The following is a 24,774-nucleotide window of genomic DNA, read 5'->3' as shown; positions in this document are numbered from 1 at the left end:
GCGGTGGCAGACTGAAGGGACTATGCCTGCCGAGCTGACCTTCATCGCCCCGCGCCGCGCCAAGCCGCCGCGGCACCTCGCCGACCTCGACCCCGAGGGGCGCCGCGCGGCAGTGGCCGAGCTCGGCGAGAAGCCCTTCCGGGCCGAGCAGCTGGCCCGGCACTACTTCGCCCGGCTCGTCAGCGACCCGGCCGAGATGACCGACCTTCCGGCGGCCGTCCGCGAGCGCCTCGCCGAGCAGCTGCTCCCGCCGCTGCTCACCCCGGTGCGGGAGAGCACCGCCGACCGCGGCAGCACCCGCAAGTCGCTGTGGCGGGCCTTCGACGGCGCGCTGGTGGAGTCGGTGCTGATGCGCTATCCCGACCGCGTCACCATGTGCGTGTCCTCGCAGGCCGGATGCGGGATGAACTGCCCGTTCTGCGCCACCGGGCAGGCCGGTCTCACCCGCAACCTCTCCACGGCCGAGATCGTGGAGCAGGTGGTCGCGGGCTCCCGGGCGCTCGCCCGCGGTGAGGTCCCCGGCGGGCCCGGCCGGATCAGCAACATCGTCTTCATGGGCATGGGGGAGCCGCTGGCCAACTACCGGGCGGTGCTCGGCGCGGTCCGGCGGCTCACCGACCCGGCCCCGCACGGCCTGGGCATCTCCCAGCGCGGCGTCACCGTCTCCACCGTCGGGCTGGTGCCGGCGATCGACCGGCTGGCCGCCGAGGGGCTGTCGGTGCGGCTCGCCGTCTCGCTGCACGCCCCCGACGACGAACTGCGCGACGAACTGGTGCCGGTGAACAACCGCTGGAAGGTCGAGGAGGTGCTGGGCGCGGCCTGGCGGTACGCCGAGACCAGCGGCCGCCGCGTCTCGATCGAGTACGCCCTGATCCGCGACATCAACGACCAGGTCTGGCGGGCCGAGCTGCTCGGCCGGCTGCTGCGCGGCCGGCTCGCGCACGTCAACCTGATCCCGCTGAACCCCACCCCCGGTTCGAAGTGGACCGCCTCGCGGCCGGAGGACGAGCGCGCCTTCGTGCGCGCGCTGGAGGACCACGGCATCGCCGTCACGGTGCGCGACACCCGCGGCCGCGAGATCGACGGCGCCTGCGGCCAGCTGGCGGCCGCGGAGCGCTGAGGCGCGGGGCAGGGGCCGGGGCTGAGTCCGCTGTCGGCCGATCATGACCGGTGATCCACGGCACAGCCGTGACAGAATGCCAGACGTGGAAAATACGCCCCCTTCCCCACCACAGCGGACACCGCAGATCCCGCTCGTGCTGCGCGGTTACGAGCCCACGGCGGTGGACGCGTTCATCCAGCGCACGGAGGCGACGCTCGCCGGGCTGGAGAACGCCTTCCCCGTCACCATCGCGGAGGTGCAGGCCGTGCGCTTCCCCTACGTGCTGCGCGGCTACGATCCCCAGACGGTCGACCGGCTGATCGGCGTGTACATCGCGCGGCTGGAGGGGGGCGAGCGCGGCGGCCGCGAGCCCAGGCGCGTCCCCGTCTCCTCGGCGCTGTGGGAGCTGTCCGACCGCGTCGAGCGCTCGCAGTTCCCGACCACCCGCTTCCGCGAGGGCTATGACGAGCAGGACGTCGACACCTTCCTCGACCGGGTGGTGCGCACGCTGCGCGGCACCGACCCCCAGCCGCTGAACGCGGCCCAGGTCCGCGCCACCCGCTTCAGCACCACCCGACTGCGCCCCGGCTACGACACCGCCGCGGTCGACGCCCTGCTGGAGGAGGTGGCCGCGGCGCTGGAGCGGCACGAGCGCGGGGGAGCGGCCTGAGGCGCCCGCGCCGGAGGGCGGTGCGGGACACGGGCGGCGGACAGGGGCACGGTGCTGGAGATCGCGGGGACCTTCGTCTACGGGGCGGCGGCCGCACTGGTGCCGCTGCTCGCGGTAGAGGGCTATGTCGTGGTGATGGGCGCCGTGGTGGACCCGGCGCTGCTGGTGCCGCTGGCGCTGGCGGTCGGCGCCGGCCAGGTCGTCGGCAAGCTCGCCTACTACTACGTCGGCCGGGGCGTGCTGCGGCTGCCGTGGCTGCGTCGCAAGGCCGAGCGGCCCGGCCGCTGGACGGAGCGGGTCGACCGCTGGCGGGAGGCGGCGCACGGCCGGCCGGTGTGGACCGGTGGGCTGATGCTGCTCAGCGCCTTCGCGGGGCTGCCGCCGCTGATGGTGACGAGCGTGCTCGCCGGCAGCGTGCGGATGCACGTGGGCTGGTTCGTGGCGGTCTGCATGGTGGGGCGCACCGCGCGCTTCGCGCTGCTGCTCTTCGCGCCGGGGATGGCCGCGCAGACCCTGGGCGTACTGCCCGGCGGCTGAGCCGGGCCGAAACGACGGCGAACGCGCTTCTCGGGGGGTGAAGCGCGTTCGCCGTCGGGTAAAGAAGTACCGCTCCGGTCGGCCGTTTATGCCTGCGGGGCAAAGATTTCTTTCCGCAAATTGGGCGGCCCGCTTATGCCGGATGGCAGCTCAGAGCCTTCGCCCTGCGGCCGCACGGCCCGCCGCCGGGCACTCCGTGGAACCGGTTCTGTATGCAGCGTGGCGCGACAACGTTGCCATCGCGTAAGGTGGGAGCACTGGAACTTTTACGGTGCCGCTGGAGGGCGGCGCCGAGCCGATCCCGGCGTCCCCTGCCCCTCGGACGACCCGGCGGCCCCACAACATCATCCGGATAAGGCGCGCTCGCTATCCTCCTCCCCCTACGGAAGCGGGTGTGCTGTACAGAGGGACGTCCCGGGCTCTAACCCCCCCAGAGCCCGGGACGTCCGCCTGTGCGCACCGGCGGTGCGGCCGCCGCTAATAGACGGCGACCGGCCGACCGACCGCGACAATTCCGTCGTTTCGCCGCAAATAGTCCGAAATGGCGCCCGCGCATTCTCCGCAGCCGCGGGCGGGCCGGCCGTTGGGCAGCGACCCGATTCGATGGCGCGGCCGAGGCCAGCGCACATGGCAGACCACACAGGCGTCGCCGGCGAGTTGGGCCGGTGTCAGGTCGTCCGCGTCCACGATGTAGCCGATGTCCGATTCACTGATCTCGCGCATGACGGTTTGACCGCTCAACGTCCGTTCCCCCCGTAGTTAGGACGGTACAGCGGATTGGCTATATCCCCGGACGCCATTCAATCAGACCCTTGCCCCGCACTGACCAGTACCTGGGCGTGAAATTGTCCGGTAGTCCGGTAAATTATCGGCAACGCGTCATTCTGTGGAGTGTCGAACATGCTGGTCAGAGCCGGTTTCCGGTGGAATTTCCGAATTGTGTGCGATGCGTTCGGCCGGGCGGCTTGCGGCAGTCTCAGAGGCGCGCGGCATAGGCGTGCAGTTCGCGCGCCTCGGGGCCGAGGAACGGGCCGTACTGGGTGCGCGGATCGTCGCTGTACTTGAAACTGACGACCGACATGATCACGCCCTCACCCGAGGCCGGGTCGAAATCGGCGAACCACGGGCCGCCGCTGGACCCCGAGGTCATCGCGCAGCCCATCCCGTAGTCGGAGGTGCCTGCGGTGTCGCGGAAGCTCCGCCCGGCGCAGTACACGAGATCGTCGCCGCTGTAGGGCCGGCGGGACGGATAGCCGAAGGCGTACACCTGGTCGCCGGCCGGCCGCTCGAAGGCCAGGGGGTGCGAGCCGACCCTGTCGGCGACGTGCCGCCGCCCGCTGCGGTGCAGCACGGCGAAGCCGAAGTCGTAGTCGTCGTCGGCCTGCTCGGCCCAGCCGCGCGGCACGGCCATGTCGCGGGCGACGTAGCTGCCGTAGGGCTCGCGGCCGTCGGTGTAGCCGGGCACGAAGGTCCAGTTGTCGGCCCAGGCGCCCCGGCCGTTCTTGAGGCAGTGGCCGGCGGTGATCACCGTGTCGCGGTTCGCGGCGTCGACCACGGCCGCCGAGCAGACGAAGTCGCGCCCGGCGATGGTGAGGAAGACCCGGCCCACGGTCCTGGTCACCCGGCCGCCGCCCGGCCAGATCGAGCCGTCGGTCTGCTCGCGGACGCGGGAGGCGTCCGCGCCCTCGGCCTGCTGCTCCCGCTCGGAGTCCAGCAGCCCGCGCACCGTGTCCGTGGCGCCGCCGGTCAGCCCGGTGGCCAGGTCGAGCGGGGTCGCCTCGGCCATCCGCTCGGGCGTCCAGTACGCCAGCACGTCCGCGGGGCCGCCGCCGTCGCCGGTGCTGTGCACGACCGCGCCCTCGGGCGGGGCCGCCGCGGCGGCGGCCGGCCCGGTGCCGCGCTCGGGCGCGGCGGCCGGGGCGGCGGCCGCGGACGAGGACGGCGCGGGGGAGGCGGCGGGGGAAACCGGAAGGGGCGCGCCGGTCACCGCGAACACGGCGCTGGCGGCTCCCGCCACCAGCGTGGACAGGACGGGCGGATTCATGGGCCTTGATTATGGCCTACGGAGTGCGTCCGGTCCGCTACTTCGGGTGAATGTCGGTGCCCTGCGGGGCGGGCCTCTCGGCCCGGGCCCCGGCGGTCCGCCCGGTCCGCCACAATGGGTGCCGTGCCTCCCACCGCAGACCCGCACCCCGAACCCCCCGCCCCGGCCCGCCGTGACATCGTGCTCCTCGGTTCGACCGGCTCGATCGGGCGGCAGGCCGTCGACGTGGTGCTGCGCAATCCGGACCGCTTCCGGGTGGTGGGGCTGGCCGCGGGCGGCGGCAATCCCGACCTGCTGGTGGAGCAGGCGGTGCGGCTGGGCGTCGCGGCGGTCGCCGTGGCCGACGCCGGCCGCGCGGCCGAGCTGTCCGGTGCGCTGGCCGACGCCGCCAAGGAGGCCGGCCTGGCCCCGCCCGAGCTGCTGGCCGGGCCCGAGGGCGTGACCGAGCTGGCGGCCCGGCCCTGCGACGTGGTGCTGAACGGCATCACCGGCGCCCTGGGCCTGTCGTCCACGCTGAGCGCGCTGGGCGCCGGGAGCACGCTGGCGCTGGCCAACAAGGAGTCGCTGATCATCGGCGGCCCGCTGGTGCGCGCCGCCGCCGCGCCCGGCCAGATCGTGCCGGTCGACTCCGAGCACTCCGCGCTGGCGCAGTGCCTGCGGGGCGCGGCCGGACGCGAGGTCAGCCGGCTCGTCGTCACCGCCAGCGGCGGGCCCTTCCGCGGCCGCAGCCGGGCCGAGCTGGCCGAGGTCACCGCCGAGCAGGCGCTGAACCACCCCACCTGGTCCATGGGCCCGGTCATCACGGTGAACTCCGCGACCCTGGTCAACAAGGGCCTGGAGATCATCGAGGCGCACCTGCTCTTCGACCTCCCCTTCGACCGCATCGACGCCGTGGTGCACCCCCAGTCGGTGGTGCACTCCATGGTCGAGTTCGTCGACGGCTCCACCCTGGCCCAGGCCAGCCCGCCCGACATGCGGCTGCCGATCGCCCTCGCGCTGGCCTGGCCCGACCGGGTGCCGGGCGCCGCCTCCCCGGTCGACTGGACCCTCGCCCACACCTGGGAGTTCCTGCCGCTGGACGACGACGCCTTCCCGGCCGTCGAACTCGCCCGCGAGGTGGGCGCGGCCGGCGGCACCTTCCCGGCCGTGTACAACGCCGCCAACGAGGTGTGCGTGGCGGAGTTCCTCGCCGGGCGGCTGCGCTTCCCGGGCATCGTGGACACCGTCGCACGGGTAGTGTCGGAACATCAGGAATCCGGCGTTGGACGGCCGACCCTGGACGACGTGTTCGCCGCCGACGCGTGGGCGCGCCGGGTCGCGGGGGAGATCGCGCGCCGTACGGGCTGACCCGCCGGCCGGGAGCGCCCGGCAAGCCGCCTGCGGGCACGGAGGTCTGGACCAATGGAAGCGGTGCTCACCACGCTGGGGATCGTGATCTTCGTGATCGGGCTGCTGTTCTCGATCGCCTGGCACGAGCTCGGCCACCTCTCCACCGCCAAGCTGTTCGGCATCAAGGTGACCCAGTACATGGTCGGCTTCGGCAAGACCCTGTGGTCCACCAAGCGCGGCGACACCGAGTACGGCATCAAGGCCATCCCGATGGGCGGCTACATCCGCATGGTCGGGATGATCCCGCCCGGCGACGACGGCAAGCTCAAGCAGCGCAGCAGCTCCCCGTGGCGGGCGATGATCGAGGACGCCAGGCAGGCGTCCTTCGAGGACCTGGAGCCCGGCGACGAGAAGCGGCTGTTCTACACCCGCCGCCCCTGGAAGCGCGTCATCGTGATGGCGGCCGGGCCGGTGATGAACCTGATCCTGGCCATCGGCCTCTTCTCGGTCGTGCTGATGGGCTTCGGCCAGTTCGGGCCGACCACCGTGGTCGGCGTCGTCAGCGAGTGCGCCGTGCCGGCGGCCGAGGCCGGCCAGGACTGCCCGGACGACGCGCCGCCGACCCCCGCGGCCGAGGTGGGCCTGCGCCCGGGCGACCGGATCGTGTCGATGGACGGGCGGCCCATCGAGAGCTGGACCGACCTCCAGCAGGCGATCCGCGGCCTGAGCGGCCCCACCGAGATGCAGGTGGTCCGCGGCGGCGAGACGCTGACCCTCACCCCGTCGCTGATCAGCAACCAGGTGGTCGAGCTCGACGAGTACGGCAACCCGGTCGAGGGCTCCTACGTCGAGGCCGGCTTCCTCGGCATCGTCCCGACCTACGACTACGTCCGGCTCTCCCCGGCGGCCGCCGCCGAGACGATGGCCGGATACGTCGGCATGACCTTCGACGCCCTGATCGAGCTGCCCTCGCGGATCCCCGGGCTGTGGGGGGCCGCCTTCCAGGGCGAGGAGCGCGACCTGGAGTCGCCGGTGGGCATCGTGGGCGCCTCGCGGATCGGCGGCGAGATCCTGGCCCAGGAGATCCCGGTGCTGGACCGCGCGCTGATCATGGTGAACCTGCTGGCCGCGTTCAACCTCTCGCTCTTCCTGTTCAACATGATTCCGCTGCTGCCGATGGACGGCGGCCACATCGCCGGGGCGCTGTGGGAGTCGGTCAGGCGCTGGACGGCCCGGCTGTTCCGCCGCCCCGACCCCGGCCCCTTCGACGTGGCCAAGCTGATGCCCGTCGCCTACGTGGTGGCGATCGTGTTCATCGCGTTCTCGCTGCTGGTGCTGGTCGCCGACATCGTGAACCCGATCCGGCTCGTCCAGTAGCGGTTCGTGGACGGTCCGGAATGCGGCAAGTCATCCCAATGGTGACTGTGGGTGAACGACATGCGACCGCTGAGCGTCGTCTTCGCTGGAACCGGCCAGGTGCGCCCGGTCGACCCGGTACGCTTCGTGATTGGGCCGTATCCCGCGAAATGGTGCCGTTGACGCGGATCGACCGCGATGGGCATGCCGTCCGCCGGTGACCTCCTGAGTCCCCGTTGAACACGTGGAGGGAAGATCGTGACTGTCCAGCTGGGAATGCCGGGTGTGCGCCCGGAACCGATCGCGCGGCGGCGCAAGTCGCGGCAGATCATGGTCGGGAACGTCCCCGTGGGCGGCGACGCGCCCGTCTCGGTGCAGTCCATGACCACCACCGTGACCTCTGACATCAACGCCACCCTCCAGCAGATCGCCGAGCTGACCGCCTCGGGCTGCCAGATCGTCCGGGTCGCGGTGCCCAGCAAGGACGACGCCGACGCGCTGCCGATCATCGCGAAGAAGTCGCAGATCCCGGTCATCGCCGACATCCACTTCCAGCCCCGCTACGTCTTCGCCGCCATCGACGCCGGCTGCGCCGCCGTGCGGGTGAACCCGGGCAACATCAAGAAGTTCGACGACAAGGTCGGCGAGATCGCCCGGGCCGCGCAGGCGGCCGGCACCCCGATCCGGATCGGCGTCAACGCCGGCTCGCTGGACCAGCGGCTGCTGGAGAAGTACGGCAAGGCCACCCCCGAGGCGCTGGTGGAGTCGGCGCTGTGGGAGTGCTCGCTCTTCGAGGAGCACGGCTTCCGCGACATCAAGATCTCCGTCAAGCACCACGACCCCGTCGTGATGATCAAGGCGTACCGGCAGCTCGCCGCGGCCTGCGACTACCCGCTGCACCTCGGCGTCACCGAGGCGGGACCCACCTTCCAGGGCACCATCAAGTCCTCCGTCGCCTTCGGCGCGCTGCTGGCCGAGGGCATCGGCGACACCATCCGCGTCTCGCTGTCCGCGCCGCCCGCCGAGGAGGTCAAGGTCGGCAACGCCATCCTGGAGTCGCTGGGGCTGCGCGAGCGCGGGCTGGAGATCGTCTCCTGCCCCTCCTGCGGCCGCGCGCAGGTCGACGTCTACACCCTCGCCGAGGAGGTCACCGCCGGCCTGGACGGCCTGGAGGTGCCGCTGCGGGTGGCCGTCATGGGCTGCGTGGTGAACGGCCCCGGCGAGGCGCGCGACGCCGACCTCGGCGTCGCCTCCGGCAACGGCAAGGGCCAGATCTTCGTCAAGGGCGAGGTCGTCAAGACGGTGCCGGAGTCGCGCATCGTGGAAACCCTGATCGAAGAGGCCATGCGGCTGGCCGAGCAGATGCAGGCCGAGGGCGCCAGCGGCGAGCCGACCGTCTCGGTCGGCTGAGCCGGCGGCGCGGCCGCCGGGCCGCCCGCCCCCGCCGTCGCTTAGGCTGAGGTGACCAGCGCGCCGACGACCGGCGCGCACCGCCGCGATGGTTGGTGATGGTCGTGCTGCGCACCTCTCCGGTGCGGGTGCTGGCCGAGGACGACCTGGACCGTGTCCTGGACATCCTCGACCAGGACCCGATCGCGAACGTCTTCGTCGCGTCGCGGGTCCGTGCGGCCGGGCTGGACCCCCACCGGCTCGGCGGCGAGGTCTGGGGCTTCCTGAAGGGCGACCGCCTGGTCTCGCTCTGCTACGCGGGCGCCAACCTGATCCCGATCCAGGCCACGCCCGACGCCGTCCGGCTCTTCGCCGAGCACGCCCGCTGGCGCGGCCGGCGCTGCTCCTCGATCGTCGGCGACGTCCGCGCCGTCGCGCCGATGTGGGAGCTGCTCCGCCCGTACTGGGGGCCGGCCCGCGCGGTGCGCGGCCGCCAGCCGGTCCTGGCGATCTCCGCGGCGCCCGCGGTCACCGCCGATCCGCGGGTGCGCCGGGTCCGGCCCACCGAGCTGCCGGTGCTGCTGCCCGCCTGCGTCGCCATGTTCACCGAGGAGGTCGGCGTCGCCCCCGACAGCGGCGGCGACGGCGGCGCGCTCTACCGGGCCCGGGTGGAGGAGCTGATCAGGAAGGGCCGCTCCTTCGCCCGCTTCGACGACGGCGATGTCACCTTCAAGGCCGAGATCGGCGCGGTCACCCCGCAGGCCTGCCAGGTGCAGGGCGTGTGGGTGCGGCCCGAGCAGCGCGGCCGCCGCCACTCGGTGCACGGCATGGCCGCCGTGGTCGCCGCGGCGCAGACCTCGATCGCGCCGGTGGTCACCCTCTACGTCAACGACTACAACACCGCGGCGCGCGCCACCTACCGCAGGGTGGGCTTCACCGAGGTCGGCACCTTCATGTCGGTGCTGTTCTGAGGCGGTCCGCCGCGGCTCAGCCGCCCGGCAGCTCGTGCATCCGGGCGATCTCGGCGGTCTGGTCGGCGACCACGTCGGCGGCCATCTGCCTGGCCTGGGTGTCGCGCCCCTCCACCAGGAGGTCCTGGGCCATCTCGATCGCCCCCTCGTGGTGGGCGATCATCAGCTGCACGAACAGCTCGTCGAAGGCGGCGCCCTCGGCCGCCTCCAGATCGGCGAGCTGCTCCGGGGTGATCATCCCCGGCATGGCGGAGTGGTCGACGGGATCGCAGTCGGTATTGCCGTGGTGGTCGGCGGCGCCGTCCAGTCCGCAGTAGTTGCGGTGGTTGGGGTTCGCGCGGGCGTGCTGGTAGACATTGTTCTCCAGCCACGCGTCCATGGCGTCGATCTCGGGGCCCTGGGCCGCCTCGATCCGCTCGGCGATCGCCACGACGCCGTCGTCCTCGGCCCGGTCGGGCACGAGCGCGGTCATCTCCAGCGCTTGGCCGTGGTGGGCGATCATCGCCCGCATGTACTCCACGTCGGCCTCGTTGTGCTGGATCGGGTCGTTCAGCTCCTCGATCCGCTCGGGGTCGGCGGGCTGCGGGCTGTCGCCGGGCGCGCCGGGGTTGAGCACCGGCACGGCGTCGGGGTCCGGTTCCTCGGCAGCGCATCCCGCGGCCCCCAGGCAGAGCGCCGCCAGCACCACCGCCGCCACCGTCCGAGCTGATCCCACCCGGCTCCCTCCGTAGGTCCGCACCGCTGCCACCTTCTACTCCGCGGACGGCGGCGGTGTCCAGATCATATTGATCACATCGCGTCCATTCCCGGTCACATACCGCAGGTCACCTGGGGCAACGTCCCGGTACCGCTCCGGTCGGGGGAGCGGGTGTCTGGTCAGAACGGGTTCGTACCCGTATCGTCGCATTCATTTCACGTCCTGTGCGTGATTGAGAGGAGAACCCGCATGCCACCGTCCTCAGCACCGTCCTCAAGACGGTCCCTGCGGCGGCGCGCCGGAAGCGCCGCCGCCGTGGTGCTGAGTGCCCTCGCCATGGTGTTCACCGTCGCGACCGTCCCCGGCTCGGCCAGCACCGCCGACACCCCGCCCGGGGACGACATCGAGCAGAGCGCCAACATCACGCTGCTGGCCAGTCTCGGGAAGGCCGACCCGCTGACGGCCACCAACTCCGACCTCGCCTTCACCGGCGACTACGCCGTGGCCGGCAACTACAACGGCTTCACCATCTACGACATCCGCAACCCGCGCCGTCCCCGCACGGTCAGCCAGGTGCTGTGCCCGGGCGGTCAGGGCGACGTGACCGTCAGCGGCGACCTGCTGTACTTCTCGGTGGACTACCCGCGCGACAGCGAGTCCTGCGCGAGTGCGGCCTGGGCTCCCGGCGGCGCGACCGCCTGGGAGGGCGTGCGGATCTTCGACATCTCCGACAAGCGCAACCCGCAGTACGTCGCGGCCGTGGCCACCCAGTGCGGTTCGCACACCCACACGGTGATCCCGAGCGACGACGGCGAGACCGACTACGTCTACGTCTCGTCCTACGACATCAGCCGCGGCGCTCCGGGCTGCGAGCCGCCGCACGACCTCGTGTCCATCATCGAGGTGCCGGTGGACGCGCCCGAGACCGCGGCCGTGGCGGCGCAGCCGAACTTCTTCCCCGACGGGGGCAACCCGGACGGGAACTACTCGTACGAGACGGCGGGCTGCCACGACTTCACCGCCTACGCCGAGCTGGACATCGCGGCCGGCGCCTGCATGGGCGACGGCCTCCTGCTCGACATCTCCGACCCGCTCGAACCGTACGTCATCGACCAGGTCCGCGACACCGAGAACTTCTACTTCTGGCACTCCGCCACGTTCAGCAACGACGCCGACAAGCTCGTCTTCATGGACGAACTCGGCGGCGGCGGCGCGGCCACCTGCAACACCGAGGTGGGCCCGAACCGGGGCGGCAACGGCATCTACCACATCGAGGGCGAGGGAGACGACCGCGAACTCGTCTTCCAGAGCTACTACAAGATCCCGCGCCACCAGGCCGACGTGGAGAACTGCGTCGCGCACAACGGCTCGCTGATCCCGGTGCCCGACCGCGACATCATGGTGCAGGCCTGGTACCAGGGCGGCGTCTCGGTGTGGGACTTCACCGACTCCGCCAACCCGGAGGAGATCGCCTACTTCGACCGCGGCCCCGTCAACGACGAGCGGCTGGTGTCCGGCGGACCGTGGTCGACGTACTACTACAACGGCTACATCTACTCCAACGAGATCGCCCGCGGCTTCGACGTGCTCCGCATCCGCGACCCTCGTACGGCCGGCGCGCAGCGCTACCGGTTCGACGAGTTCACGCCGCAGACGCAGCAGCACTTCGGACGGTGGTGACACCGTCCGAAGGCGGTACTGCGGACGGTGGTGACACCGTCCGAAGGCGGTACCGCGGACGGTGGTGACACCGCGCCGCTGCTGAGAGGCCAAGCGCCTCCAGCGTGACCAGCGAGGGGCCCTCCGGGCCGGCCCAGGCCGCCCGGAGGGCCCCTTCCGCCGCTTCGGCCAGGTCCGGCCCGTCCGCGGGCGGCGCTGCGGGTCCGAGCGGTGCCGTCCGGACCGTATTGTCAGATCTGCCGTGGATGATCCTGTCCGCACGTGTCCGGAGAAAGGCAGGTCCCCGTGCCCCTAGCGAGACCGGTGAGCCGGCCGCTCGCCGCCCTGGCCGCTGGCGTGCTCGTCGCCCTGGCCGGCTGCGGCACGGGCGGCGGCGTCGAGCCGGCGCCGTCCCCGTCGGCGGCCGGCCCCGCACCCTCGGCCGACACGGCGGCGCTGGCGCCGGGGGAGATCGCGGCCAGCCCGAACATGGAGCTGCTGGCCAACGCCCCCAAGCCCGAGCCCTTCGACACCGAGGAGGCCTTCGGCACCGACATGGCCTTCCAGGGCGACCGGGTCTTCGTCGGCAACGAGATGGGCCTGCTGGTCTACGACATCGCCGACCCCGCCGCGCCCGAACTGCTCAGCCAGGTGGTCTGCCCGGGCGGGCAGGGCGATGTCACCATCGCGGGCGACCTGCTGTTCTACTCGGTCGACTACATGATGGCCGACTCCGAGTGCGGCGCCGACTACGCGAGCGAGGGCGACCCCGAGCCGTGGGAGGGCATCCGCGTCTTCGACGTCAGCGATCCCACCGACCCGCGCTACGTCTCCGACGTGCGCACCGACTGCGGCTCGCACACCAACACGCTGGTGCCGGGCGGCCCCGACTCCGGCAGCGCCTACATCTACGTGTCCTCCTACGACCCGTATCCGGGCCAGCCCGGCTGCGAACCGCCGCACAACAAGATCTCCGTGGTGGAGATCCCGCTGGACGACCCCGAGTCGGCGAGCGTGGTCGCCGAGCCGGAGCTGTTCGACGCCGACAGCGAGAGCACCGGCTGCCACGACATCACCGTCTTCCCCGAGCTGGAGCTGGCCGCCGGGGCGTGCATGGGCGACGGCCTGCTGCTGGACATCTCCGAACCGCTGGAGCCGGTGGTGATCGACCGGGTGCGCGACGAGGAGAACTTCGCCTTCTGGCACTCCGCCACCTTCAACAACGACGGCACCAAGATCGTCTTCACCGACGAACTGGGCGGCGGCATGGCACCCACCTGCGACGCGGCCACCGGCCCGACCCGGGGCGCCAACGGGATCTACGAGATCACCGGTGAGGGCGCCGACGCGCGGCTGAGCTTCCAGGCGTACTACAAGATCCCGCGCATGCAGTCGCGGATGGCCAACTGCGTCGCCCACAACGGCTCGCTGATCCCGGTCGAGGGCCGCGACATCATGGTGCAGGCGTGGTACCAGGGCGGGGTCTCGGTCTGGGACTTCACCGACTCCACCGCCCCGGTGGAGATCGGCTACTGGCAGCGCGGCCCCTTCTCAGCGGAGCGGCTGGTCACCGGGGGCTCGTGGTCGGCGTACTACTACAACGGCCACATCTACTCCAGCGACATCCAGGAGGGCCTGGACGTGCTGGCCATCTCCGACCCGGTCACCGATCCGGCCGCGGACGTGGTCTTCCCCGAGGACTACAACCCGCAGGACCAGCCGGTCTACTGACCCCGCGGCAGGCGAGCGGCCCCCGGCGCGGTGCGCCGGGGGCCGCGTGCGCGGTGGTGGCCGCCGCGCTCAGGAGTCGCTGGAGCGCTGCCAGATGTTGACGCCGAGCTCCACCGCGTGCCGGTCCACGCGGGCGAGCTCGTCCTCGCTGAACTCCAGCCGCTGCGCGGCGGCGAGGCTGTCCTCCAGCTGGGCGACCGTGCGGGCGCCGATCAGCGCGGAGGTGACCCGCTCGTCGCGCAGGGTCCAGGCGATGGCGAGCTGCGCCAGCGACTGGCCGCGCTCGGCGGCCAGCTCGTTGAGCGCCCGCACGTGCGCCAGGTTCTGCTCCGACAGCCAGCCGCGCTGGAAGGACTTGCCCTCGGCCGCGCGTGAGCCCTCCGGCACGCCGTCGAGGTACTTGTCGGTGAGCAGGCCCTGCGCCAGCGGCGAGAAGACGATGCAGCCCACGCCCTCCTCGCCGAGCACGTCGAGCAGGTCCGCCTCGATCCAGCGGTTCACCATCGAGTACGACGGCTGGTGGATCAGCAGCGGCGTGCCGAGTTCGCGCAGCAGGCCGACGGCCTGGCGGGTGCGCTCGCCGGAGTAGGACGAGACGCCGACGTACAGGGCCCTGCCCGAGCGCACGGCGTGGTCCAGCGCGCCGACCGTCTCCTCCAGCGGGGTGTCGGGGTCGAAGCGGTGGCTGTAGAAAATGTCGACGTAGTCCAGGCCCATCCGGGCCAGCGACTGGTCCAGGCTGGCCAGCAGGTACTTGCGCGAGCCCCATTCGCCGTAGGGGCCCGGCCACATGTCGTAGCCGGCCTTGGTGGAGATGATCAGCTCGTCGCGGTACGGGCGGAAGTCCTCGGCGAGGATGCGGCCGAAGTTCCGCTCGGCCGAACCGGCGGGCGGTCCGTAGTTGTTGGCCAGGTCGAAGTGGGTGACGCCCAGGTCGAAGGCGCGGCGCAGCACCGCGCGCTGCTCGGACAGGGGCTGGTCGTCACCGAAGTTGTGCCACAGGCCGAGCGAGACGACGGGCAGCTTGAGCCCGCTGCGGCCGGTCCTGCGGTAGGGGAGCCGCTGGTAGCGGTCCTCGGCGGCGCGATAGTTCATGATCCGCAGTCTGCCAGGCGGGGCTTCGTCCCGGTACGCGGCCGCGCGGCGCGGGAGCGCGGACCGGCCGGGCGCGCGCGCCCGCCGGGGCGGGTGGACTAGATTACCTACTGCTCAGCAGGGTGCGCCCAACGGGCGACACAGATCCGAGGGAGCCGTATGGATCACTACCCCGACGGTCGCCACCGGCGCCGGGACGCCTTCGGACCCGAGGGCTCCAGCGGGGAGGAGACCCAGTTCTTCAACCCGTTCACCGACGACGAGCCCGAGGAGTCCCCGGCGGAGTCCACCCAGACGTGGTCGCCGCCGCCTCCCTACGACTGGGGGCTGCGCATCATCAGCCTGGACCAGATCGTGGAGATCCCCTCATCAGGGCTGGAGATCGGCCGAGGAGCGCCGGAGTTCCGGCACATGCCGGGCATGGCGGAGCTCGCGCAGATCAGCCGGCAGCACGCCCGGCTGTACTGGGAGGGCAGGACGCTGTTCCTCTCCGACACCGGGTCCAGCAACGGCACCTACGTCGACGGCCGGCGCATCCAGGACGCCGAGCCGGTGGAGCCGGGGCAGGAGATTCGGCTCGGCCTCGACGTCGACGTGGAACTCGTCGAGTTCGAGGACTGACGCGTACCGGACCGGGCCCGGCCGCGGCGGCCGCACGCGCCGTCCGCGGCCGGGCGCACACCCGTACGTAGCCGTGCCGTCACTGATCAAAGGATTGAGCAACTAGCCCTGCTAATCGGGCATACCGGACCTTAGATCCGGTCTTTTCAGCGCTGAGCGTGATTGATTTGTGACGGTACATTGAGCCAACGGCCACTTCGCGTGCCCCACAATCGGGTGAACTGGCAACGAACCCCATCGCTAGTTCAGGGATGCGGCTGCGCGTTCCGCGGCACCGGAGGAACCTCCGGACCTCGGCGGCGGTCGTGGACGCTCGGCATCCGGAGCGCGGACGGCCGAGTCGCCATAGCCGTCCGCTCTCCTGCGGGGGAGCGCCTACCGTGACTCCCGGTATGGCCGTCATGGCGTAGATGGTTGGAGGACACGGGTGGCGAAGTTCCTGCTGCGCAGGCTTGCCAATTACGTTCTGCTGGTATTCGTGGCGACCAGTTTCGCCTATGTGCTGGCCGCGACGAGCCTGGACGCTCGGACCTACTTCGAGTCGCAGACCCCGCGCCCCGACCCGGCCGCCGTCGAGATGATCCTGACGGAGCGCAACCTCAACGACAACGATCCGCTGGCCGAGCGGTACGTGCGCTGGCTCGGCGGAGTCGTCACCGGCGATCTCGGCCTCACTGTACAGGGCACCTCCGTCAACGACGACGTCCAGCGCAGGATCGGCGTCACCCTGCGGCTCATCGTGCTGGGCGCGGTGATCGGCAGCGTCAGCGGGGTCGCCATCGGCGCCTACGCCGCGGTGAAGCAGTACAAGATCTTCGACCGCGTCTCCACCGTCACCGCCTTCGTGCTGCTGTCCATCCCCACCGTCGTGCTCGCCGTCATCCTGCAGATCGGCGCGGTCATGATCAACGATCTGCTCGGGATGCGGCTGCTGCTGTACTCAGGGGAGTACTCCGCCGGGCTGCAGGCCGACTGGTGGGGCACCCTGGTGGACCGCCTGCAGCACCTCATCCTGCCCACCCTCAGCCTCGCCCTCGGCCAGCTCGCCGCCTACATGCGCTACCAGCGCAACATGATGCTCGACGTGCTCGACGCCGACTTCGTGCGCACCGCGATGGCCAAGGGGCTCACCCGCCGGGTCGCCATGCGCAGGCACGCCCTGCGCACCGCGCTCATCCCGGTGGTCACCTACTTCGCCTTCACCTTCGGTGTGCTGATGGCGGGAGCGATCTTCACCGAGACCATCTTCGCCTGGCACGGCATGGGCGAACTGCTGGTCCACTCCATCGCGGGCAACGACATCAACTCGGTGGTCGCGGTGGCCGGATTCTCCGCCGTCTGCGTGCTCCTGGCCGCCCTCGCCTCCGATGTCGCCTACGCGTGGCTGGACCCCAGGGTGCGGGTGAGCTGAGATGCCCGACCGCAGTTCCGCAGCCGCAGCGACCCCGCCGGAGACGCCATGACCCAGCAAGCCGAACTCCTGGTCGACGACCAGGAGAAGGGGCCGGAGAGCGAGTTCGAGACCCCGGGCCGCTGGCGCACGGTCTGGCGCCAGCTGCTCAAGAGCCGCCAGGCCATGATCGGCCTCGCCGTCCTTGCCGTACTCTTCCTGATGGCCTACATCGGGCCGCTGATCAGCCCGTGGGAGTTCGGCGAACCCGACTTCACCGCCTTCTACCAGCCGCCCTCGCCCGAGCACTGGTGGGGCACCACCCAGACCGGGCAGGACATCTTCACCAGCACCATGGTCGGCCTGCAGAAGTCGCTGATCATCGGCCTGCTGGTGGCGGTGGTGTCGACCACCGTCGCCGCCGTGGTCGGCGCCTTCGCGGGCTACCTGCTCGGCCTCACCGACAAGGCGCTGATGTGGGTCACCGACCTGCTGCTGGTGCTGCCGACCTTCGTGATCCTGTCCATCCTGGCGCCGCGGCTCGACAGCGGCTCATGGCTGATCTTCGTGGTGCTGCTCTCGGCCTTCCTGTGGATGGTCACCGCCAAGATGGTGCGCGGCATGGCCATCTCGCTGAAGGAGCGCGAGTACGTGCTGGCCGCCCGGTACATGGGGCTGCCCGCCTGGAAGATCATCTTCCGGCACATCATCCCGAACATGTCCTCGCTGCTGATCGTGGACGCCACCATCAACGTGGTCGCCGCGATCCTGGCCGAGACCAGCCTCTCCTACTTCGGCTTCGGCATCCAGCCGCCCGACGTCTCACTCGGCAGCCTCATCGCCGCGGGCACCCGGCCGGCCCCCACCCACCCGTGGACCTTCTGGTTCGCCGCCGTGCTGCTCATCGTCACGGTGCTCGCCGTGAACCTGGTCGGCGACGGACTGCGCGACGCGCTCGACCCCAGGGCCAAGGCGCGCCGCCGCAAGCGGCGGCGGCCCGCCCCGGCGGCTGCGGCCGGGCCCGTCCGCCCGGCCGCCGGCACCGGCCGAGTCCAGGGAACCAGCGAGAAGGCAGCGGGGAAGGCACCGTGACGACCACAGAGACCGGCATCACCGCGGCGGCGGACACCGTCGGAGCCGACGGCCCCGTGCTGGAGGTGACCGACCTGCACGTCACCTTCCCCGGCGAGCCCGACGACGTGCGGGCCGTGCGCGGCGTCAGCTACCAGCTGCGCAAGGGCGAGGTCCTGGGCATCGTGGGGGAGTCCGGCTCAGGCAAGTCCGTCACCTCGCTGGCGGTCATGGGGCTGCTGCCCGAGGGGGCCGAGGTGACCGGCTCGGTGCGGCTGCACGGCGAGGAGCTGCTGGGGCGGTCCGACGAGCAGCTGGCCAAGGTGCGCGGCAAGCGCATCGCGATGGTCTTCCAGGACCCGCTGCAGGCCCTCACCCCCGTCTACACCGTGGGCGACCAGATCGCCGAGGCGGTGCTGATCCACTCCCGCCGCACCAAGGCGCAGGCCTGGGCCCGCGCGGTCGAACTGCTGAAACTGGTGGGCATCCCCAACGCCGAGCAGCGGGCCAAGGCCTTCCCGCACGAGTTCTCCGGCGGCATGCGGCAGCGGGTCATGATCGCGATGGCGATCGCCAACGACCCCGACGTCATCATCTGCGACGAGCCGACCACCGCCCTCGACGTCACCATCCAGGCGCAGGTGCTGGAGGTGCTGAAGGCCGCGCAGCGCGAGACCGGCGCCGCGATCGTCATGATCACCCACGACCTCGGGGTCATCGCCGGCTTCGTGGACCGGGTGCTGGTGATGTACGCGGGCCGTCCGGTCGAGACCGGCGCCGTCGACGACATCTACTACCGGGGCCGGATGCCTTACACCATGGGCCTGCTCGGCTCGGTGCCCCGGCTCGACCTGGGCGAGCGGGCTCCGCTGGTGCCGATCGAGGGCAACCCGCCCTCGCTGACCCGGCTGCCGCCGGGCTGCCCCTTCCAGCCGCGCTGCCCGCTGGCCATCGACGCCTGCGGCGAGCGTGAGCCCGAGCTGGTCGCGGTGCCCGGCTCCGACCACCAGGCCGCCTGCATCCGGGCGGGCGAGATCGAGGCCAACAACTGGGGCGTCACCGACATCTACCCGGTGCCGGAGATCCCCGAGGACACCATCGCCCAGGTGCCCAGGGCCGACCGCCAGGTCGTGCTGGACATCGAGGGGCTGATCAAGCACCACCCGCTCACCAAGGGAGTGGTCTTCCGGCGCCGCGTCGGCACCGTCTACGCCGTCGACGGCATCGACCTGGAGATCCGCGAGGGCGAGACCCTGGGGCTGGTCGGCGAGTCCGGCTGCGGCAAGACGACCACCCTGATGGAGATCCTGGAGCTGCGCAGGCCGGCCAGGGGCAGGGTCGTGGTGCTCGGCCGCTCCACCGACCGGATCGGCGCCGGCGAGCGGATGAGGGTGCGCCGCGACCTCTCGGTCGTCTTCCAGGACCCGATGGCCTCCCTGGACCCCCGGATGACCGCCTACGACATCATCGCCGAGCCGCTGCTGGCCCACAACCACCCCAAGGACCGGCTGCGCTCCCGGGTGATGGAACTGCTCGACCTGGTCGGCCTGTCGGCCGAGTACGCCGGCCGCTACCCGCAGGAGTTCTCCGGCGGCCAGCGCCAGCGCATCGGGATCGCCCGCGCCCTGGCCCTGGAGCCCAAACTGGTGGTGCTGGACGAGCCGGTGTCGGCCCTCGACGTATCGATCCAGGCCGGCATCATCAACCTGCTCGAAGACCTCAAGGCCCGGCTGCGCCTGTCGTACCTGTTCGTCGCGCACGACCTCTCCGTGGTCCGCCACATCGCCGACCGGGTCGCCGTGATGTACCTCGGCAAGATCGTCGAGCAGGGCGAGGTCGACAGGGTCTACGGCGCGCCCGCGCACCCCTACACCCAGGCGCTGCTGTCGGCCATCCCGATCCCCGACCCGGAGAAGGAGCGCGGCCGCTCCCGCATCCTGCTCTCCGGCGACCTGCCGAGCCCGGCGAACCCCCCGTCCGGCTGCCGCTTCCGCACCCGCTGCCCGAAGTTCCTCACCCTCTCCGAGGACGAGCGGACGGCGTGCATCGACACGGAGCCGCCCCTCCGCGGGATCGGCGACACCGACCACGGCGCGGCCTGCCACTACGCCGAGGAGAGGGAAGTCGTCTGAACCCCGGCGGCTCGAAGAACCTGACCCGGCCGGCCCGCATCCCGCGCTGGGGCAGTCCAAGCGGAACCCCATTCAGGAGGAGCAGATGAGAAGGTATCGCCGATGGGTGTCGTTCGCGGCGCCCGTGGCCGCGTTGGCGCTGCTGGCCAGCGCCTGCGGCGGCGGTGGTGGCGAGAGCGGCGAGGCCGAGTCCCAGGGCCCCGACTTCGGTGACATCCCCATCATCGACATCGCCGCGACCCCCCGCGAGGAGATCGAGCCGGGCGGCGAGTTCGTGTGGGCGCTCAGCGCGTACGACTCGCAGTACAACCTGCTCCACCCCGACGGCAACCTCGCCAATGTGGACCGCATCATGAACGCGGTGCTGCCCACCATCTGGGACTACGACGAGACCGGCGCCGTCACCCCCGACCCCGACTACCTCGTCGACTTCGAGTACGACGAGTCGGGCGAGACCCCCGTGCTGACCCTCACCCTCAACCCCGAGGGCGTGTGGAGCAACGGCGACCCCATCACCTGGGAGGACTTCCAGTCCCAGTGGGAGGCCGTCATGGGGGCCGACGACGGCTACCAGGTCGGCTCGACCACCGGCTACGACCGGATCGAGAGCATCGAGCAGGGCGAGGACGAGTACCAGGTCGTCGTCACCTACGCCGAGCCGTTCGGCGAGTACCAGCACACCTTCGCGCAGCTGTACCCGCGCGAGTACACCTCCGACCCCGAACGCTTCAACGAGGGCTACCTGGAGGACATCCCCGTCACGGCGGGCCCGTTCAACTTCGTCGAGCGGGACGACACCTCCCAGACCATCACGCTGGAGCGCAACGAGGACTTCTGGGGCGACCCGGCCCTCCTCGACCGGCTGATCTTCCGCGGCATGGCGACCGACGCCATGGCCGGCGCCTTCATCAACGAGGAGATCGACGCCTTCGAGATCGCCACGGACGCCACCGCGTACCAGCGCGTCCAGGAGGAGGCACCGCACGGCGTGATCCGCCGCGCCCCGGACAACGGCTTCCGCTTCCTGCAGTACAACGGCAGCAGCGAGATCATGTCCGACCCGCTGGTCCGCCAGGCCGTCTCGCAGGGCATCAACCGCGAGGCCATCGCCTCCTCGACCTTCGAGGGCCTGGACTGGCCGAGCGTGCTGCTCAACAACCGGCTGCTGCTGAGCACGGCCGAGCACTACCAGGACAACGGCGGCGACCTGGCCGAGTACAACCCCGAGGAGGCGGGCGCCAAGCTGGACGAGGCCGGCTGGACCCTGGCCGAGGGCGCCGAGGTGCGCACCAACGCCGAGGGCGAGGAGCTGCGGCTGCGCTACGTCTACCCGGCCGGCATCCAGACCTCGCAGAACGAGGCCGAGCTGGTCCAGGCCATGCTGGCCGAGATCGGCATCGCGGTGGAGCCGGAGGCCCAGGACGTCAACGTCTACTTCACCGACTACATCTACGCCGCGAACTTCGACATCGCCGGCTTCGTCCTCATCTCCTCCAACCCCTTCCAGTCGGACTCCGAGGAGAACTGGGTCATGCCGCCGGAGGGCTCCGAGGACTGGGGCAACAACACCGGCTTCACCGGCACCCCGGAGATCGACGCCACCTTCGCCGAGGCGCTCACCGAGGCCGACCCGGCCGCCCGCGCCGCCACCATCAACGAGATCGACCAGATGCTCTGGGAGAACGGCATGAGCCTGCCCCTCTTCCAGCGCCCCGGCATCTTCGCGGTGGACTCCGACGTGGTCAACTACGGAGCCCGCGGCCTGGCCAGCATCCGCTACCAGGACATCGGCCGCGTCGCCCAGTGACGCATCCCCCGTCGCACAACTGAACACCAGCACACGAACGGTGCCCGCCGGAGCGACTCCGGCGGGCACCGCTCACTTCGGGCGCGTCCCGCCCCTCACAACTCCATCGGAAAGAAATGCAGAAACAGCGCGACGGCCAGCACGAGCACGAAGAGGGTGCCGAGCACACCCTCCACGCTCAGCGCACCGCCGTCCGCCGCCGCGCGACGCGAACGGCGACGGCGTACACGAAACTGAGCGGAGAAGAGCATAGATTCGCCTCAAACGGGAGCGGGGACCGTTGGAATGAACCAACGGTAAACCTTTCCTAGCCGCGGTGGTACGGCCTCCGGACCCAATGATCGCGCCCCTTCCCTTGGGTCTGGAGACCTATTGGAGTAGAGCCGGGGTCCTCGCTCATGGCCCCGAGGCCAGCAGTAGCACTGTGGCCGTGGTGAACCCGATCGGGGCCAGGAGCCACAGGGTCCACCCGATCGCGGTCGGCTTCGGGCGAACGACCTTCACGAAATCGGGCCGGTTCGGTTCGAGAAAGATCGGCACCGTCTGCCCGACGCGGAGAAGAGTCGGGTACCGCACCTTGCGGGTACGTTGCGCGCCGGCCAAGTCGATGTAGCTCAGGGTGTAGCGGTTGCGGCCGTTATTGACGAGTCGCACATCGACGACCTCGGCCGTCGAAGGCACCTGACGACGCTCGATGTACCGGTTCACCGGAGCGCCGACCAGCATCTCCTGCCAGAGGATGAAAGCAACGGCGCCGCAGAAGACCGCTCCAATGACGCGCGTCTCCGTGAAGGGCCGGACGAACTCGTTCACGCAGATCAGCAGGAAGACCGGAAAGATTCCGACGATGAAGACGAGTCGGGTTGCCGAAACAATCAGATAGAGAACTCGCATATCCGCCCTATAGCGTGCAGCCGTCCCATGGAATCCATGATCCAGTGGAACGGTCGTAGTACTCGGCACTACTCAGTTCGCCCGTGGACTGGGTAAGCCCTGCGTCGGCGGCGACGCTGTTGCGGTCGGCTCCGATGAAACCATTGCCACCGGACAGGTCCCACTCCTGACGGGTCCGTTCCCCTTCCCGGTCGTAGAGGCTCTCCCTTGCGTCGGCGGCGTCACCGAAGGCGTCGGGTTGGGAGGTGGTGACAGACTGGCCGTAGTAGTCTTCGACGATCTCACGGTCGGCGGGGTCCGAGAGGTCGACCGTCTCGGTCTCCTGGGACCGGCTGCCCGCCAGGACCATATTGGCGCCGAACTCGAGTTCGTCGAGGTTCTCCAGTTCGGCCGGGGCGATATCGGCTCCCACGGCGAAGTTCCACTGTATATCGGTCTGACGCTGCTCTCCGATGAGTTCACCCTGGTCATTGAAGGTGAGCTCCGTAGTAGTGGTGATCTTTCCGGAGATGGCGCCTTCGACGTTGGGCCAGTTATCGGACAGATAGGTGACGACCTGAGGTGGGAAGGTGACGGGGTATCCGGCCGAGGCCGAGGCGGCCGCCTCCAGTGCGGTGATGGCGCCGCTGACCGCGGTGCCGCTCGCGTTCCGCGCGGCTTCCGGAAGATTCTCGTACAGGCTGCCGATATTCACCCCAGCCGAGCCCGAGCCCTCAGCACCCAGTTCCATTCTCACCTTGGTCTCGCCGGTGGTGTGGTTGTGGGTGCCGCCCAGAACCAGGGCACCGCGCGCTTCCACTGCCGCCTGGATCTCGAGATCACCGGGTGCCCCCTCCAATTCGACGCCACCGCCGATGAAGATCCCGCCCTGTCCACTGGTCTCCGTGACAGGCGGCAGCTCCGGCGGCGCCACGGCCTCACGCAGACCCGGTACCCGGTCCGCGACGGCGAGGCCGGGACCGGTGAGAAGGTTCGCCCGCGCGACATCGTGCGCCATCCGTTCGGCGAACAGGGCGGGGAGGGCCTCAGCGTCGGCCTCGGACGCGAACTCCCATTTCTGGGACCCTCCGGCCAGCAGACCCCCATACAGGTCCGGATCGATGTTCTGCATCTGCGTCCGAGGCAGTGCGACAAGCCCTTCCCCCTGCAGGGAGATCGTGACGTCGTACCCGATCGAGCCGTCGGGCCGGACCACCTGCGTCGTCTGCACCGCAGCCGTGACCCCCACGCCGATGTCCACATAACGCACCGGGAACCGCACCGATGCCGTCGCCCCGGTGTCGGTGTAGCTGAGCGTGCAGGTGTGGTTCTCGGGTGGTCGGGGCGGCCCGGCCTGCTCCCCGCCTTCGCATTCGGCTCCGGTGATCCCGCTGAACAACTGGCACAAGGCGTTCGCGACCCCGTCGCGCACCGTCGGCACGGTGGCCGCGGTGCCGACAGCGACGACGAGGACACCGGACAGGACGATCAGCCCCGCGTACTGCACACTGGAGGCGCCCTCGTCACGGACCCGGCGGCGGACGGAAGCAGACATCAGAGAGTCCCAAACCCGAGGGGGAGCGACGGATCAAACAGGATCGTCGCGAATCGGATAAGACAGTCTGACTGTATCGTTTATCGGATACTCAAGAGCAGTGTCCGTAGACCCAATGCCGTGAGGAGGGGACCCAAATCAGGGCCCAGAGTCCATGCCGGGTCAGCGGCGCCTCCGCGCCGCGAACACCGCCACCGGCGCGCAGCCGACCACGGTGGCGCCGACGTAGAGGACCACCTCGCCTGCCGCGCCACCGAACATGAGAACGCTGGCGAGCGCCGTGGCGAGCGGCCCCGCCATCGCCGTCGCGGCGACCGCGACACCCGACAGCGAGCGAGCGAACCGCAGCAGCAGCACCGCCACCAAGGCCGCGAGCGCACTCGACACCGCGATCACCAGGAAGCCGGCGACCGCGACACCGAGATTGAACGAATCAGCGCTCGGCGCCGGTGAACCCCCAGTGGCAACGACAAGCGCCCCGATCGAGAACAGCACCAGGCCCGTCACCATGATGACCACCTCGGCCATCAGTGCCAGCACGATGAGCGCTACGGCTCGAAACCGCTCCATCCGCATCCCCTGAAAGCGAAGCAAGTATCCCGATAACGCAGAACTCTATCAGTGCCGACAGGGGCCCAAACCGGAACGGGACCGTAGGCCCTGTCAAGGTCATTCTGCCGCCGATAGGTTGATCGCGCAGATTTCTGGTCTAGCGGAAGTGGCGGGAAGATGTGGTCAGCGCGGC

General features: G+C 70.6%; 22 protein-coding genes. 14 read left to right on the top strand and 8 right to left on the bottom strand.

Annotation, left to right across the window (positions count from 1 at the left end):
• The first annotated feature begins 22 nt into the window (after positions 1-22).
• From rlmN to CLV72_RS26400, 3 genes are all read left to right on the top strand, one after another.
• Entirely contained in the window at positions 23-1,120 is a 1,098-nt protein-coding gene (rlmN, locus tag CLV72_RS26410) for a dual-specificity RNA methyltransferase RlmN (RefSeq protein WP_106251674.1), read from the top strand.
• 85 nt (positions 1,121-1,205) lie between these two features.
• The gene (locus CLV72_RS26405) at positions 1,206-1,772 is read left to right on the top strand and encodes a DivIVA domain-containing protein (RefSeq protein WP_146159570.1); all 567 of its coding nucleotides are present in this window, start codon (positions 1,206-1,208) and stop codon (positions 1,770-1,772) included.
• A 51-nt stretch (positions 1,773-1,823) separates the two neighbouring features.
• Positions 1,824-2,309, top strand: coding sequence for a YqaA family protein (locus tag CLV72_RS26400; protein ID WP_106251670.1), 486 nt, complete (start codon positions 1,824-1,826; stop codon positions 2,307-2,309).
• A 477-nt stretch (positions 2,310-2,786) separates the two neighbouring features.
• Here CLV72_RS26400 and CLV72_RS26395 read toward each other — a convergent pair whose 3' ends face one another.
• Together CLV72_RS26395 and CLV72_RS26390 are read right to left on the bottom strand one after the other, a co-directional pair.
• On the bottom strand, positions 2,787-3,032 hold the full coding sequence (locus CLV72_RS26395; RefSeq protein ID WP_106251668.1) for a hypothetical protein: 246 nt from the start codon (positions 3,030-3,032) through the stop codon (positions 2,787-2,789).
• Positions 3,033-3,285: 253 nt separating this feature from the next.
• Positions 3,286-4,353 carry a trypsin-like peptidase domain-containing protein gene (locus CLV72_RS26390; protein ID WP_106251665.1) on the bottom strand — a complete coding sequence of 356 codons (1,068 nt, stop codon included), beginning with the start codon at positions 4,351-4,353 and terminating at the stop codon, positions 3,286-3,288.
• A 180-nt stretch (positions 4,354-4,533) separates the two neighbouring features.
• On the opposite strand from CLV72_RS26390, the gene dxr reads away from it, so the two are divergent.
• The 4 genes from dxr (at position 4,534) to CLV72_RS26370 (ending at position 9,398) form a co-directional block, all read left to right on the top strand.
• Positions 4,534-5,700, top strand: a complete 1,167-nt coding sequence (gene dxr / locus CLV72_RS26385) for a 1-deoxy-D-xylulose-5-phosphate reductoisomerase (RefSeq protein ID WP_211303139.1) — start codon at positions 4,534-4,536, stop codon at positions 5,698-5,700.
• 54 nt (positions 5,701-5,754) lie between these two features.
• Positions 5,755-7,059: a M50 family metallopeptidase gene (locus CLV72_RS26380; RefSeq protein ID WP_106251659.1), complete on the top strand. Its 1,305-nt coding sequence runs from the start codon at positions 5,755-5,757 to the stop codon at positions 7,057-7,059.
• Positions 7,060-7,296: 237 nt separating this feature from the next.
• Entirely contained in the window at positions 7,297-8,448 is a 1,152-nt protein-coding gene (gene ispG, locus CLV72_RS26375) for a flavodoxin-dependent (E)-4-hydroxy-3-methylbut-2-enyl-diphosphate synthase (RefSeq protein WP_106251657.1), read from the top strand.
• Between the two features lie 104 nt (positions 8,449-8,552).
• Positions 8,553-9,398: a GNAT family N-acetyltransferase gene (locus tag CLV72_RS26370; RefSeq protein ID WP_106252259.1), complete on the top strand. Its 846-nt coding sequence runs from the start codon at positions 8,553-8,555 to the stop codon at positions 9,396-9,398.
• A 16-nt stretch (positions 9,399-9,414) separates the two neighbouring features.
• Here the strand turns inward: CLV72_RS26370 and CLV72_RS26365 are convergent, their stop codons facing one another.
• A complete protein-coding gene (locus tag CLV72_RS26365) occupies positions 9,415-10,113 on the bottom strand; it encodes a DUF305 domain-containing protein (RefSeq protein ID WP_106251655.1) in 699 nt (232 codons plus the stop codon).
• A 231-nt stretch (positions 10,114-10,344) separates the two neighbouring features.
• On the opposite strand from CLV72_RS26365, the gene CLV72_RS26360 reads away from it, so the two are divergent.
• Positions 10,345-11,775 carry an LVIVD repeat-containing protein gene (locus CLV72_RS26360; RefSeq protein ID WP_106251652.1) on the top strand — a complete coding sequence of 477 codons (1,431 nt, stop codon included), beginning with the start codon at positions 10,345-10,347 and terminating at the stop codon, positions 11,773-11,775.
• Positions 11,776-12,060: 285 nt separating this feature from the next.
• Positions 12,061-13,485, top strand: a complete 1,425-nt coding sequence (locus CLV72_RS26355) for an LVIVD repeat-containing protein (RefSeq protein WP_170141119.1) — start codon at positions 12,061-12,063, stop codon at positions 13,483-13,485.
• 69 nt (positions 13,486-13,554) lie between these two features.
• Here CLV72_RS26355 and mgrA read toward each other — a convergent pair whose 3' ends face one another.
• Positions 13,555-14,580: an L-glyceraldehyde 3-phosphate reductase gene (gene mgrA / locus CLV72_RS26350; protein ID WP_106251647.1), complete on the bottom strand. Its 1,026-nt coding sequence runs from the start codon at positions 14,578-14,580 to the stop codon at positions 13,555-13,557.
• Positions 14,581-14,739: 159 nt separating this feature from the next.
• Between mgrA and CLV72_RS26345 the strand changes: the two genes are divergently transcribed.
• From CLV72_RS26345 to CLV72_RS26325, 5 genes are all read left to right on the top strand, one after another.
• Complete coding sequence (locus CLV72_RS26345; protein ID WP_106251645.1) at positions 14,740-15,201, top strand: FHA domain-containing protein; 462 nt, start codon at positions 14,740-14,742, stop codon at positions 15,199-15,201.
• A gap of 427 nt (positions 15,202-15,628) precedes the next feature.
• Positions 15,629-16,612 carry an ABC transporter permease gene (locus tag CLV72_RS26340; protein WP_106251643.1) on the top strand — a complete coding sequence of 328 codons (984 nt, stop codon included), beginning with the start codon at positions 15,629-15,631 and terminating at the stop codon, positions 16,610-16,612.
• 48 nt (positions 16,613-16,660) lie between these two features.
• Positions 16,661-17,683 carry an ABC transporter permease gene (locus CLV72_RS32955; RefSeq protein ID WP_106251640.1) on the top strand — a complete coding sequence of 341 codons (1,023 nt, stop codon included), beginning with the start codon at positions 16,661-16,663 and terminating at the stop codon, positions 17,681-17,683.
• Positions 17,680-19,794, top strand: coding sequence for a dipeptide ABC transporter ATP-binding protein (locus tag CLV72_RS26330; RefSeq protein ID WP_211303131.1), 2,115 nt, complete (start codon positions 17,680-17,682; stop codon positions 19,792-19,794). The genes CLV72_RS32955 and CLV72_RS26330 overlap by 4 nt, the downstream gene beginning before the upstream one ends.
• 85 nt (positions 19,795-19,879) lie before the next feature.
• Entirely contained in the window at positions 19,880-21,601 is a 1,722-nt protein-coding gene (locus tag CLV72_RS26325; protein ID WP_106251635.1) for an ABC transporter family substrate-binding protein, read from the top strand.
• A 95-nt stretch (positions 21,602-21,696) separates the two neighbouring features.
• Here the strand turns inward: CLV72_RS26325 and CLV72_RS32425 are convergent, their stop codons facing one another.
• From CLV72_RS32425 to CLV72_RS26310, 4 genes are all read right to left on the bottom strand, one after another.
• Positions 21,697-21,852, bottom strand: coding sequence for a hypothetical protein (locus tag CLV72_RS32425; RefSeq protein WP_170141118.1), 156 nt, complete (start codon positions 21,850-21,852; stop codon positions 21,697-21,699).
• Positions 21,853-21,997: 145 nt separating this feature from the next.
• The gene (locus tag CLV72_RS26320; protein ID WP_106251632.1) at positions 21,998-22,495 is read right to left on the bottom strand and encodes a hypothetical protein; all 498 of its coding nucleotides are present in this window, start codon (positions 22,493-22,495) and stop codon (positions 21,998-22,000) included.
• A 7-nt stretch (positions 22,496-22,502) separates the two neighbouring features.
• Positions 22,503-24,029: a hypothetical protein gene (locus CLV72_RS26315; RefSeq protein WP_146159569.1), complete on the bottom strand. Its 1,527-nt coding sequence runs from the start codon at positions 24,027-24,029 to the stop codon at positions 22,503-22,505.
• A gap of 162 nt (positions 24,030-24,191) precedes the next feature.
• Positions 24,192-24,605: a hypothetical protein gene (locus CLV72_RS26310; protein WP_146159568.1), complete on the bottom strand. Its 414-nt coding sequence runs from the start codon at positions 24,603-24,605 to the stop codon at positions 24,192-24,194.
• Positions 24,606-24,774 lie beyond the last annotated feature (169 nt).

The organism is Allonocardiopsis opalescens (genome assembly GCF_003002095.1).
GTDB classification, from domain to species: domain Bacteria; phylum Actinomycetota; class Actinomycetes; order Streptosporangiales; family Streptosporangiaceae; genus Allonocardiopsis; species Allonocardiopsis opalescens.
Note: the sequence above shows the minus strand (reverse complement) of the source record. Positions and strands in the feature narration are given on the sequence as shown.